Here is a 12,125-nt window from a genome sequence, read left to right on the forward strand (position 1 = left end):
CTGGCGAAGGCGCCATGGTCGAATACGTCACCGCGATGATCGGTGGCCAGCTGTTCGGCCTGCCGATCTCCCGCGTCCAGGACGTGTTCATGCCCGAGCGCGTCACCCGCGTTCCCTTGTCCTCGCGCGAGATCGCGGGCGTGTTGAACCTGCGCGGCCGCATNGTCACCGTGGTCGANATGCGCGCCCGTCTCGGCCTGCCCAAGCCCGAGGACGGCAAGACGGCGATGGCGGTCGGCGTCGACCTGCGCGGTGAATCCTATGGCCTCTTGATCGACCAGATCGGCGAAGTGCTGCGCCTGTCCGAGGACGGCAAGGAAGACAACCCGGTCAACCTCGACCCCCGCATGGCCAAGCTTGCCGGCGGCGTCCACCGTCTCGACGGCCAGCTCATGGTCGTCCTCGACGTCGATCGCGTCCTCGAGCTCGCGCCCGAGATGATGGCGGCCTGATACGGCGGCATCGCCGCCGACGGACTCGCAATTGGAAGTGCCCCCGCAAAGGGGACAGGAAGCAGAGGTTCACATGCGAACTTGTCTCGTCGTTGATGATTCCAGCGTCATCCGCAAAGTTGCGCGCCGGATCCTGGAAGGCCTCGACTTCCAGATTCTCGAAGCCGAGGACGGTGAGAAGGCGCTCGAAGCCTGCAAGCGCGGGCTCCCCGACGCTGTGCTGCTCGACTGGAACATGCCGGTGATGGATGGCTACGAGTTCCTCGGCCATCTGCGCCGCATGCCCGGCGGCGACCAGCCCAAGGTGGTGTTCTGCACCACCGAGAACGACGTGGCCCATATTGCGCGCGCGCTGCACGCCGGTGCCAACGAGTACATCATGAAGCCGTTCGACAAGGACATCGTGACGGCGAAGTTCCAGGAAGTCGGCTTGATCTGAGCGAACACCGGAGGCTGAACGGCTCCTTCGGCGTTTGTTTTCAAGTAAACCGTTTCAGTCTGAGTTGGTGAGTAATGAGTGTTGCGTTCGCAGGTAATTCGACCACGGGCTCGTCGCGCGAAGCGGGACCACTGCGGGTGATGATCGTCGACGACTCCGTCGTCATACGCGGTCTGATCTCGCGCTGGATCGGCGCCGAGCACGACATGGAGGTCGCTGCCTCGCTGCGTACCGGGCTCGAGGCGGTCAACCAGATCGAACGCATCAATCCCGATGTCGCCGTGCTCGACATCGAAATGCCCGAGCTCGACGGCATCTCGGCGCTGCCGCAACTGCTGGCGAAGAAGCGCGATCTCGTCATCATCATGGCCTCCACGCTGACCCGCCGCAACGCCGAGGTCAGCTTCAAGGCGCTGTCGCTCGGCGCGGCCGACTACATTCCGAAGCCGGAATCGACGCGCGAGACATCCGCCGCTGACGTCTTCCATCACGACCTGATCCAGAAGATCCGTCACCTCGGTGCACGGCTGCGCCGGAAGCCCGCAGTTGCGAGCCCGCCGCTTGCGCCCGCGAGCCCTGCTGCACCGGCAGCGCGTGCACCGGCTGTCGCGCGGCCCGCCGCGCCCGCATCGGCGCCCGCCGTGCATGCCCTGTCGTCAGGCCCGCTGACCACGCGTCCGTTCTCAACCCAAGCGCCGAAGGTGCTGCTGATCGGTTCCTCAACCGGTGGCCCGCAGGCGCTGATGGCGCTGGTCACCGAGCTCGGTCCGGTGATCGACCGCGTCCCGGTGCTGATAACCCAGCACATGCCGCCGACCTTCACCACTATTCTCGCCGAGCATCTGGCGCGTTCGAGCCGCAAGCCGGCAGCCGAGGCTGTCGACGGCGAGCCGGTGAAGCCGGGTCGAATCTATCTCGCGCCCGGTGGCAAGCACATGCGCATCGTGCGCAGCGGTGCAGACGTGGCTATCGCGCTCGACGACGGCCCCGCGGTCAATTTCTGCAAGCCCGCGGTTGATCCGCTCTTCAGCTCCGCCATCGACATCTGGCACGGCAGCATCCTCTCCGTCATCCTGACGGGCATGGGCTCGGACGGCATGCGCGGCGGCAAGGACATCGTCGCCGCCGGCGGCAGCGTGATCGCGCAGGACGAAGCTTCCAGCGTGGTGTGGGGCATGCCGGGTGCCGCTGCCCACGCCGGCATCTGCGCAGCGATCCTGCCGCTCAACCAGATCGGCGCCAAGGTCAACCGCCTGTTCGCGGGAGACCGCTCGTGACGCCCACGGACTACGACTATCTGCGCAAGTTCCTGAAAGAACGCTCCGGTCTCGATCTCTCACCCGACAAGCAATATCTGGTCGAGAGCCGGTTGCTGCCGCTGGCTCGCAAGGCGAGCTTGCCCGGCATTCCCGATCTCGTGCTGAAGATCAGGAACGGCGATGGAAGGCTTGCGACCGATGTGGTCGAGGCCATGACCACCAACGAGACCTTCTTTTTCCGCGACAAGATCCCGTTCGATCATCTGCGCGACAGCATCATGCCGGGCCTGATCCAGGCCCGCGCCGCGCGCAGATCGCTGCGCATCTGGTCGGCGGCTTCGTCAACGGGGCAGGAGCCCTATTCGATCGCGATGTGTCTGAAGGAGATGGGCGCCACGCTCGCCGGCTGGCGCATCGAGATCGTCGCCACCGATCTGTCGCAGGAGGTGCTGGAGAAGTGCAAGGCCGGCGTCTACAGCCAGTTCGAGGTGCAGCGCGGCCTGCCGATCCAGCTGCTGATGAAATACTTCACCCAGGCCAGCGACGTCTGGCAGCTCAATGCCGATGTCCGCGCGATGGTGCAGTTCCGCCAGCTCAATCTGTTGCAGGACTTCTCCCATCTCGGCACGTTCGACGTGATCTTCTGCCGCAACGTGCTGATCTATTTCGACCAGGACACCAAGGCAGTGATCTTCGAGCGTTTGGCGAAGTGCCTGGAAGCCGATGGCACGCTGTTGTTGGGAGCTGCCGAATCCGTCGTCGGCATCACCGACGCGTTCCGTCCGCTCTCCGACCGGCGCGGGCTCTACCAGCTCAATCCGGCGCGCTCGGGCCGGGCGATGGGTGGACTGATGCCGCAGCCGCTGAAAGTCGCCGCGGCGAGATGAACCTCTTCCTTCTCCCCTTGTGGAGAAGGTGGCGCGATGCGCCGGATGAGGGTTGCCTCTACGAACTCAAGTCGTGAGATCGTTCTTCGCGGTTAGTTAGATACCCCGTCTCGCCGCTCTGCGGCGAGCCACCCTCTCCCACAAGGGGAGAGGGAAAGAAGCGTCATACTTCTCAAAGAATCGCGTGCGGCAGAAACCGCGAGCTGTTGCCCGTGATCGGGCTCTTGTCCTCGCGGATCGAAAGCCCGCACGGCTCGTGGTTCACCAGCCAGCTTCCCACCACCGGAAAGACGCCGGAAAAATTCGGCAGCGGTGACAGCGCCTGGCGCACAAAGCCTTCGGCGCCGTAAGGGCCCGCGTGCTCGTCGAGCGGCATGCCGCCTGATACCAGCGTGACATTGGCGCCTTCGCGCGAGAGCAGCGGTTTGCGGACATAGGAGCTGCCGAGCTCGGCTGCGCGCGGATCGTCCTCGAAGAAGGCCGGCAGCAGATTGGGATGGTTCGGAAACATCTCCCAGAGCAGCGGCAGGATGCCCTTGTTGGAAAGCACCGCCTTCCACGGCGGCTCGATCCAGCGCGTCTGAGCGCCCGCGAGCTTGGCGCCGAAGGCGTCGTGGAACATCCATTCCCAGGGGTAGAGCTTGAAGACAAGCTGCATGTCGCGATCGTCGAGGTCGACGAAGCCGCCGGCCTCGTCGCGCCAGCCGATCTCTTCGATGTCGAGCAGCGTGGTGGAGAGGCCCGCCTGACGCGCGGTGTCTTCGAGATAAGCGAGCGTGCCGGCGTCTTCCTCACTGCCAGTGGTGCCGGTGAGGTGCAGATGGTGATCCACGCCGATGGTCTTCCACGCCTCGATCAGCCGCTCGTGGATCGAGTTGAACTGGTCGGCGCGCGCTGGGATGATGCGCCGCTCGATCGCCTGCTCGAGCCAGGTCCATTGAAATACCGCGGCCTCGAAGATCGAGGTCGGCGTGTCCGCGTTGTATTCGAGCAATTTTGCGGGAGCGTTGCCGTCGAACTTCAGGTCGAGCCGGCCGTAGAGGCTGCGGTCGTCACGCTTCCAGCTTTCCGCGATCAGGTCCCAAAACGATTCCGGAATATTGAGCCGCCGCAAATGGCGTTCGTCGCCGATCACGCGGCCGGCGAGCTCCAGGCACATTGCATCGATCTCGCCGGTCGGCGTCTCGATGGCACGTTCGATCTCGTCGAGCGTGAAGGCGTAATAGGCGCGCTCGTCCCAATAACGCTCGCCGTCGATGGTGTGGAAGGCGAAGCCGCATTGCTCGGCGGTCTGTTGCCAGTCGTCGCGTTCAGGACAGGGGATGCGTTGCATGTTATTTCTCGAATTCAAAACCTCGCGCGTCAGCCGCCGCCCGAGAAACCATGCGCGAACGAGCCGAAGCCGCCGCGCGTGACGCCGCCGGAGCCTGAATCGGATGAGGTCCCCGACGAGGAATGGCTCGTGGAGTCGCTGCTGAAGAAGCTGGACCGCGACGACCAGTGCGAGCTGCCTGATGAGCCATGCCCGCTGCTGCAGTTGGTGCTCACTGGTGCCGGGGTTGCCCCGGGGACTGTCGTGCCTGGGACTGACGCCCCGGGAGGAATGGGATTGCAACCCGGCCGCGGCATCAGCGTGTAGGCGGTGGTGCCGACCGCGATCGTCCCCATCACCAGCAGCGCGACATGGCCCGAGCGTTTCACCGGCTCGCGCGGGGTCGGCGGCGCGGGTGCAGGCCTGCGCTTGCCGAAATCCTTGGCTGGAGGCTTCGCTGCCATGTCAGTAGATCATGCAGGCGGCGTTCAGGAGGCCGGCGGCGAGTGAGGACAGGCCGAGCCAGATGGCGGGCGCCAGCTCGCCGGCGGCGATCCGCCCCGACAGGTTCGGCACCGGGATCTTGACGATATAGAACACGGCAACTTGCACGATCAGCGCGATGAAGGCCCAGATCAGGCAGTCCAGCACATTGGCCGAATGCGCGATTGCGCTGAACAGCGGTGCCACGAAGCCGAGCAGGCTGAGGCCGAGCGCAATCGCAGCCGCTGGATCGTTGTCCCGGATGAGCTGGAACTCGTTGTGCGGCGTGATCCGCGTGTAGACGAAGAGATATGCCACTATCGCGACCAGCCCGGTGCAGAAATAGACCAGGAAGGCGGGCAGGCCGGCGAGCGATTGCAGGATCATGGGGGAGGTCCGACGTTGGCGCCGCGAATTCTGGCACGATCGCTTAGTCGCTGCACGCCGCGGACAGGTTCGATCCCCAGAAACGAGTCCGGGTGGTGCGGCGGGATCGGCACCGCACAAAATTTCGGGCTGCATGAGACATGCTTCACAAATGCGTCTCGAGGTTGCGTGTGATAGTCTGGCGTATTGTTTTTGCGGTCGTCCTGGTTGCGATCGGCCACGCACATTCGAGGGCTTCTTCGTTCAGATCAAAATCTTGTTGGGTGAGGCTCAAAATGCCTGTTGCCGAATACGAAGATTTCGAGCTCGAGATCGGCTCCGATCTGCCCGTGGGTGGCGGCCCTCAGCAATATTACGGACGCGTCGTCAGGTCGCCGGCGGGTGAGGCGCCGAAGAGCCAGGTGAAGTTCTGGTTCTCCGCGCCCGGTGAACTGGCCAAGCTGCGCGGCGAGCTGGAAAATGCCGTCCTCGAGATCGACGAGAAGAATCGCCAAGGCCCGACCACGCGCGGCGAGCAGGTGTTACGGGACTTCGGCCGCGGGGTGTTTCGCAGCGTCTTCACCGACGTGCCGTCGATCCAGCGGATCTACGAGCGCAGCAAGGGCGCGGCGCAGGATCTGAGGATCAAGCTGCGCATCGAGGCGGCCGACCTCGCCGGACTGCCCTGGGAATATCTCTACGACGAAGACGACATGCCCGGCTTCGTCAGCCTCACGCGCCCCATCGTGCGCTATCTCGAGACGGCGGGCGGCGTCAGCCGGATGGGCGTCAAGGGACCGTTGCGCATTCTCGGCATGATCGCCGATCCCTCGACCAGTGAATGGCCGAAGCTCAACGTCGTCAAGGAACGCGACCGCATCAACAAGGGCATCGATGCGCTCCAGCACGAAGGCAAGGTCGATTTCCAATGGGTCCCCGGCGGGACCGGAAAAGACCTGATGAAGAAGCTGTTGGAAGGTGATTGGCACATCTTCCACTTCATCGGGCATGGCGGGGTCGAGGAAGCCTTGCCCGGAGCCGGCGCCTCCGGCTTCGTCGTCATGGTCGACGAGGATGGCAAGCCGGTGAAGAAGTTTGCCTCCGATCTCGCGATGATGCTGACAGGAGCGCGGCGCAGCATGCGCCTGATCGTGCTCAATTGCTGCGAGAGCGCCAGGATCAATGTCGGCGACCGCTTCGGCAATCCGGCGATCGGGCTGATGAAGACGGGATGGCTGCCCGCCGTGGTGGCGATGCAGTTTCCGATCACCGACAATGCCGCGATCTCGATGTCGGAAGGATTCTACGCAGCACTCGCCGGCAACCGTCCGATCGACGATGCCGTGACGCTCGCGCGCAAGTTCATCCAGGAGAAATCCCGGGTCGAGTGGGGAATTCCGGTCCTCTACATGCGTTCGCCCGACGGCCGGATCTTTGACGTCGAAGCGCCGCAGCCGCCTGTGCCTCCGCCCGAGGCGGCGCGGCCCTCGAAGGAAATGCTGTGGCAGCGGCGCGATGAATTCATGGAGGCGCTCGCCGCTGGTGCGGCCACGATCGAGGCGCTGGAGGAATTGACCCGGCGCGGGCAGGAGCTGCACGGCCTGCTCGCCGATGACAGCGAACTTTCGGTCCGGCTCGCAAAAGTCTATTTCGACCTCGGCACGCTTCAGCACAAGCAGAAGCAGATTCCGAAGGCCGCCGCGAGCTTCGCCTACATGCTGAAGCTCGATCCGGCCAAGCCCGAATATTTCGTGCGCCGCGCCAATTTCAACGTGACGGTCGGTCTCTACGAGAACGCGCTCGGCGACATCACCGAGGCGATCAAGCTCAAGCCGAAGAACGCCGAGTTCTACTGGATCAAGGGCATCGTCAGCATGACGGCCGCCGGCACCGACGACAAGCGCGGCTATGTCGAGGAGGCGATCAAGGCTTTCGGTACGGCCATCTCGTCGAACGAGAACGAGCCGAAATATCTGGTGTCCCGGGCCAATGCCTACGCCCAGATCAAGGACGTGGCGAAGGCCCAGAACGATATGGACAGCGCGATTGCGCTGGCTCCGGACAATATCGATTTCCTGGTCCAGAAGGCCAAGATGGTTGCCCAGGCTGCGTGACTCTCACGCGACCGCCGGATGCCGCGTGTCCGGCGCGCTTTTCAACAGCGAACCCTAGCAATAGGAGTTCATCGTGCCGCTTGCTCACGTCGTAGACCGCCTGAATGCGATCCTCGGGTCCTTCGGCGGACCGCTTCTGGTCGTGCTGTTCTACTGGTTCCGTTTTCATACGTTGAAAGGGACCCGCTCGTTCACGACGCGGCCGCTGTTCTTGTTCGGCCTCGCCGTCTTCACCACGCCGTTCCTGGTGATCTACGCCGTCCTTCCCGACGAACTGTCGCCGCTCGCCGCGGTCTGGCTCCTGATGTTCGCCTGGCTCATTCCCGTCGCCCCGAAGGCGTGGCGGAAATTTTGCCAGGAGTTGGCTGGCATTCCTGTCAGCGCGCTCGCGCTACGCGACGCACTGGCTGCGGCACCGTTCCAGGTCGGTCCGGACGACATGCCGGGCCTTCAGCGCAAGCTCTCCAGGGTCGGCTATCAGATCGACGACTTCCGCGCCACGCAATCGACCGCGATCCAGTCCCGCTTTCTCAAGATTTCGGCGCTCATGCTTCATCTGGAGCGCTGGGCCGCCGACCACGATGCCTTCATGGAGCGCAACTCCGATCTCTATGCGGAGCTGCTCGCGGTCTATGACTCCCTCTGTTTCCGTACCGTCCGCGTGCTCAAGAGCAGCGCCGAGATCTACGGTGCGATCATGGAGGACAGCGAGGTCGAGCCGAATGACTGGCAGGCGCTCGATCAGCTTTCCACGCGCCACAGCGCGGTCAGCCAGCTTCAACTGGCCGCCCAGACCGCGGCGGGATGCATGCTGGAGGATTTGCGCAAGGACATGGATTCCCTGCTCAACAATCTCCTGCTGTTCGCAGCGCGCGCCGCGCTCGCCGGTGAATGGACCTTTGCTCGCAGCAGAAAAAGGTTGGGGGCGATCGGCTTCGCGCTGGAGCCGCCGCCGCCCGGCATCGTGAAGTTCGTGGCGGTCGCGGCGGGCTTCGGCTTCGTCTGGTGCCTGGCGTGGCTGCTCGGGTCCGGCAAGGTCGTTCACATGCCTGGCGACCACTATGTCGGCATGATGCGGACGCTGCTGATGACGCCACTGTACCTGATCGTGAACTTCTGGCTGGTCTATTATTTCAAGAGGCAATACGCGTTTGCGAACGAGACCATCTTCGGCCGGCTTCCGGTCGGATTCATTCTCACGATCGGTCTCTGGAGTGCGCTGATCCTTTTCCCGATTCAGGCCGCGTTCGACTTCTACCAGTTTCCGCAAAAGCCCTATCTCGACGTGGTCCTGCACGAACTGCCGCTTTTGATCTTCCCTTGGGGGATCGCGGCGATGGCGGCCCTGCTGGTGCAGGATTCGACCTGGGGCAGGCGGTCGCGCAAGACAAGGCGGATGCGCGATGGCCTCGTCTTTGGTAGCGGGATGACAGTGCTGCTCTGGGTGCTGCTGGCCATCCACCAGGTCAGCCCGATGCCGGTGATGGAAGTCGTCGACAGCGTCTCCGGATGGATGTTTGTCTGGTCCTTCGTGCTCCCGACCTTCGCGTTCGGGTTCATCATCGGGTACGCGCTGATTGCCTGGCTGCGCGAGGCGGCGGCGCGCTGCCCGGTGAGGAACTCGCCGCTCGCAAGCCCTGTCCTCGCGGGCGCCTGACGAAGCCCCAAACAACAAAACCCCGCCATTTGCGGCGGGGTCCAGGCTGGGAGGAGCGAGCCCGACAAGGGCTCGCGACGTAAATGTTGATCAGGCGGGAATGCGTTCCTCGACCTCGTGCGGCTCGCGCAGCACGTAGCCGCGGCCCCACACGGTCTCGATGAAGTTGCGTCCCTCGGAGGCGTTGGCGAGCTTCTTGCGGAGCTTGCAGATGAAGACGTCGATGATCTTCAGCTCGGGCTCATCCATGCCGCCATAGAGGTGGTTGAGGAACATTTCCTTGGTGAGGGTCGTCCCCTTGCGGAGCGAGAGGAGCTCCAGCATCTGATATTCCTTGCCGGTCAGATGCACGCGCTGGCCACCGACTTCGACCGTCTTGGTGTCGAGGTTGACGACCAGGTCGCCGGTCTGGATGACCGACTGGGCGTGGCCCTTGGAGCGGCGCACGATCGCGTGGATGCGGGCAACCAGCTCGTCCTTATGGAAAGGCTTGGTCATGTAGTCGTCGGCGCCGACGCCGAGACCCTTGACCTTGTCCTCGATGCCGGCGAGGCCGGAGAGGATCAGAATCGGTGTCTTGATCTTGGAGACCCGGAGCTGCTTGAGCACGTCGTAGCCGGACATGTCGGGCAGGTTGAGGTCGAGAAGGATAATGTCGTAATCGTATAATTTACCGAGATCGACGCCTTCTTCCCCCAAATCGGTCGTGTAGACGTTGAAGCTCTCAGACTTCAGCATCAGCTCGATCGACTGCGCGACGGCGCTGTCATCTTCAATCAGCAAAACGCGCATGCCAGTTCCCCATAGTCGCCGCTCCTGGGCGTCAGGTCGGCCGCATTCGCGGCACACAACAAAACGCCTTTGAACAACTGATTCGGATCCTGACAACAGATGGTTAACAAATTCTGATTCTGGAACGCAAGCCCTGCGGGTGCAATTTTTGTCGAATCGCCCTAAGGTCTTGTGCGCGAAGCAGCTTTCGTTATCCGGTCCTGTTCAAGTTCCACTTTAAGAGACGGGCCTAACCGACTCCCGCGACTCAACCTTCTTCTGAAGGGGAGCCACGCTCAGTCACAAAGACAGTGACGCAATGATTAACGATGCGGGTAAACACGAAGTTAAGCGCCGTTCAGAAATATGGCGAAATTTAAGGGTTTCTCCATGAAGGCCCCAATCCTGAAGGCGCGCCCTTAATGAAGGCTGCTTGATGAAAGCACTTGCCGAACAGATCGGCGATATCGACGGCGTCAATATCTATGGCCGTGTGGTCGGCGTGCGCGGCCTGATGGTCGAGGTCGCCGGCCCGATCCACGCGATGTCGGTCGGTGCGCGGCTCGTGATCGAGACTGGCGCCAACCGTTCCATCCCCTGCGAGGTGATCGGCTTCTCCGGCAACAATGCGGTCGTGATGCCGTTTGCCGGCCTCGACGGCGTGCGCCGCGGCTGCAAGGCCGTCATCGCCAATGCCGCCAATCAGGTGCGTCCGTCGTCGGCCTGGCTCGGCCGCGTCGTCAACGCGCTGGGCGAACCGATCGACGGCAAGGGTCCGTTGCCGCAAGGCGCCTCGCCGATGCCGTACCGCAATTCGCCGCCGCCGGCGCATTCGCGCAAGCGCGTCGGCGCGCCGCTCGATCTCGGCGTGCGCGCGATGAACACCTTCCTCACCTGCTGCCGCGGCCAGCGCATGGGCATCTTCGCAGGCTCCGGCGTCGGCAAATCGGTGCTGCTGTCGATGCTCGCGCGCAACGTCGATGCCGCCGTCAGCGTCATCGGGCTGATCGGCGAACGCGGCCGCGAGGTGCAGGAATTCTTGCAGGACGACCTCGGCGAGGAAGGGCTGGCGCGCTCCGTCGTGGTGGTCGCGACGTCCGACGAGCCGGCGCTGATGCGGCGGCAGGCCGCGTATCTGACGCTCGCGGTCGCCGAATATTTTCGCGACGAGGGCCAGGACGTGCTCTGCCTGATGGACTCGGTGACGCGTTTCGCCATGGCCCAGCGCGAGATCGGACTGTCCGCCGGCGAGCCGCCGACCGCCAAGGGTTATACGCCGACCGTTTTCACCGAGCTGCCGAAGCTGTTGGAGCGCGCAGGTCCCGGCCTCGATGTCGGCGCCATCACCGCGATCTTTACGGTGCTTGTCGATGGCGACGATCACAACGAGCCGATCGCCGACGCCGTCCGCGGCATCCTCGACGGCCACATCGTGATGCAGCGCTCGATCGCCGAACGCGGCCGCTACCCCGCCATCAACATCCTCAAATCGGTTTCGCGTACCATGCCGAAATCGGCCGATCCGCAGTTCTGGCCGACCATCCAGAAGGCGCGGGCGGTGATGGCGACCTATGCGGACATGGAAGAGCTGATCCGGCTGGGCGCCTACCGGGCCGGCTCCAGCCCCGAGGTCGACGAGGCGATCCGGCTGCACGAGCCGCTGGAGGCCTTCCTGCGCCAGCGCAAGGACGAAAATGCCTCGCTGGCCGACGGCTACCGCCAGTTGGCGCAAATCCTCGGCAGTTTGGAAACGGAACGCTAACTTTGTCCCGTCATCATCCTGTCCCACAGAGTAGCAGAGCCGGTCTTGGCCCCACCGGGCCTGTGGGGAGACTGGTGTCGTCCCACGTGCAGCTAAGGGACTTCTGGGGAGTACGAGTCGATGAAGTCACGTGATACCCTCATCCGCCTGAAGAAGTTTCAGGTCGACGAGAAGCGCCGCCGGGTCGCCCAGATCGAGTCCATGATCGCGGACTTCCAGCGGATGTCGACCGATCTTGATCGCGAGATCCAGACCGAGCAGGACCGCGCCGGGATCAACGATCCCGCGCATTTCGCCTATCCGACCTATGCCAAGGCCGCAATTCAGCGCCGCGAAAACCTGACCCGCTCGGCCGACGAGCTGAGGGGCCAGCTCGAGGAGGCCAAGGCCGCGCTCGGGGAGGCTTTCGAGGAGCTCAAGAAGGTCGAGCTCCTGGACGAGCGTGACCAGGCCCGCGAGCGCGCCGAGGAAAACGCCCGCGAGCAGGCCGATCTCGACAGCATCGGCCTGATGCGCTCCCGCATCGGCGCCGTCGCCTAGCGGCAGCCAGCGGTCAAAACCGACGAGAATTTGCGAGCCCGGACCCGCAAGGTCCGGGTTTTTGCGTGTGCTGTCCACAGCAT

12 protein-coding genes are annotated in these 12,125 nt (G+C 63.7%); 8 read left to right on the forward strand and 4 right to left on the reverse strand.

The window, feature by feature from the left end:
• The 4 genes from YUA_RS0122605 to YUA_RS0122620 all read left to right on the forward strand — a co-directional run.
• On the forward strand, positions 1-452 hold a 452-nt coding region (locus YUA_RS0122605), incomplete at its 5' end, for a chemotaxis protein CheW (protein WP_063627812.1).
• A 73-nt stretch (positions 453-525) separates the two neighbouring features.
• Complete coding sequence (locus YUA_RS0122610; RefSeq protein WP_007600538.1) at positions 526-891, forward strand: PleD family two-component system response regulator; 366 nt, start codon at positions 526-528, stop codon at positions 889-891.
• Between the two features lie 74 nt (positions 892-965).
• Positions 966-2,168, forward strand: coding sequence for a chemotaxis response regulator protein-glutamate methylesterase (locus tag YUA_RS0122615; RefSeq protein ID WP_027532747.1), 1,203 nt, complete (start codon positions 966-968; stop codon positions 2,166-2,168).
• Positions 2,165-3,037, forward strand: coding sequence for a protein-glutamate O-methyltransferase CheR (locus YUA_RS0122620; protein ID WP_027532748.1), 873 nt, complete (start codon positions 2,165-2,167; stop codon positions 3,035-3,037). Before YUA_RS0122615 ends, YUA_RS0122620 begins: the two co-directional genes overlap by 4 nt.
• Before the next feature lie 172 nt (positions 3,038-3,209).
• On the opposite strand, the gene YUA_RS0122625 is transcribed toward YUA_RS0122620, so the two are convergent.
• Genes YUA_RS0122625 through YUA_RS0122635 form a run of 3 tightly spaced genes read right to left on the reverse strand, consistent with a single transcriptional unit; the run spans position 3,210 to position 5,219 of the window.
• Complete coding sequence (locus YUA_RS0122625; protein ID WP_027532749.1) at positions 3,210-4,370, reverse strand: glutathionylspermidine synthase family protein; 1,161 nt, start codon at positions 4,368-4,370, stop codon at positions 3,210-3,212.
• Positions 4,371-4,399: 29 nt separating this feature from the next.
• A complete protein-coding gene (locus YUA_RS0122630) occupies positions 4,400-4,813 on the reverse strand; it encodes a hypothetical protein (protein WP_027532750.1) in 414 nt (137 codons plus the stop codon).
• 1 nt (position 4,814) lies between these two features.
• Positions 4,815-5,219, reverse strand: a complete 405-nt coding sequence (locus YUA_RS0122635; protein ID WP_027532751.1) for a DUF350 domain-containing protein — start codon at positions 5,217-5,219, stop codon at positions 4,815-4,817.
• Positions 5,220-5,494: 275 nt separating this feature from the next.
• Between YUA_RS0122635 and YUA_RS0122640 the strand changes: the two genes are divergently transcribed.
• Together YUA_RS0122640 and YUA_RS0122645 are read left to right on the forward strand one after the other, a co-directional pair.
• A complete protein-coding gene (locus tag YUA_RS0122640; RefSeq protein ID WP_027532752.1) occupies positions 5,495-7,312 on the forward strand; it encodes a CHAT domain-containing protein in 1,818 nt (605 codons plus the stop codon).
• Between the two features lie 73 nt (positions 7,313-7,385).
• A complete protein-coding gene (locus tag YUA_RS0122645) occupies positions 7,386-8,969 on the forward strand; it encodes a hypothetical protein (protein ID WP_027532753.1) in 1,584 nt (527 codons plus the stop codon).
• 90 nt (positions 8,970-9,059) lie between these two features.
• On the opposite strand, the gene ctrA is transcribed toward YUA_RS0122645, so the two are convergent.
• The gene (ctrA, locus tag YUA_RS0122650) at positions 9,060-9,761 is read right to left on the reverse strand and encodes a response regulator transcription factor CtrA (RefSeq protein WP_007600544.1); all 702 of its coding nucleotides are present in this window, start codon (positions 9,759-9,761) and stop codon (positions 9,060-9,062) included.
• A 415-nt stretch (positions 9,762-10,176) separates the two neighbouring features.
• On the opposite strand from ctrA, the gene fliI reads away from it, so the two are divergent.
• The gene (fliI, locus tag YUA_RS0122655) at positions 10,177-11,502 is read left to right on the forward strand and encodes a flagellar protein export ATPase FliI (protein WP_027532754.1); all 1,326 of its coding nucleotides are present in this window, start codon (positions 10,177-10,179) and stop codon (positions 11,500-11,502) included.
• Between the two features lie 120 nt (positions 11,503-11,622).
• A complete protein-coding gene (gene fliJ, locus YUA_RS0122660) occupies positions 11,623-12,042 on the forward strand; it encodes a flagellar export protein FliJ (RefSeq protein ID WP_027532755.1) in 420 nt (139 codons plus the stop codon).
• Positions 12,043-12,125: the final 83 nt, after the last annotated feature.

The organism is Bradyrhizobium sp. WSM3983 (assembly GCF_000473045.1).
Classification (GTDB): Bacteria; Pseudomonadota; Alphaproteobacteria; order Rhizobiales; family Xanthobacteraceae; genus Bradyrhizobium.

Excerpts from the sequence above, each read along its gene's own strand:
- YUA_RS0122625 (WP_027532749.1), bottom strand. The coding sequence starts at position 4,370 with ATGCAACGCATCCCCTGTCCTGAACGCGACGACTGGCAACAGACCGCC.
- YUA_RS0122630 (WP_027532750.1), bottom strand. The coding sequence starts at position 4,813 with ATGGCAGCGAAGCCTCCAGCCAAGGATTTCGGCAAGCGCAGGCCTGCA.
- ctrA (WP_007600544.1), bottom strand. The coding sequence starts at position 9,761 with ATGCGCGTTTTGCTGATTGAAGATGACAGCGCCGTCGCGCAGTCGATC.
- fliJ (WP_027532755.1), top strand. The coding sequence starts at position 11,623 with ATGAAGTCACGTGATACCCTCATCCGCCTGAAGAAGTTTCAGGTCGAC.
- YUA_RS0122610 (WP_007600538.1), top strand. The coding sequence starts at position 526 with ATGCGAACTTGTCTCGTCGTTGATGATTCCAGCGTCATCCGCAAAGTT.
- YUA_RS0122640 (WP_027532752.1), top strand. The coding sequence starts at position 5,495 with ATGCCTGTTGCCGAATACGAAGATTTCGAGCTCGAGATCGGCTCCGAT.
- YUA_RS0122615 (WP_027532747.1), top strand. The coding sequence starts at position 966 with ATGAGTGTTGCGTTCGCAGGTAATTCGACCACGGGCTCGTCGCGCGAA.
- fliI (WP_027532754.1), top strand. The coding sequence starts at position 10,177 with ATGAAAGCACTTGCCGAACAGATCGGCGATATCGACGGCGTCAATATC.
- YUA_RS0122635 (WP_027532751.1), bottom strand. The coding sequence starts at position 5,219 with ATGATCCTGCAATCGCTCGCCGGCCTGCCCGCCTTCCTGGTCTATTTC.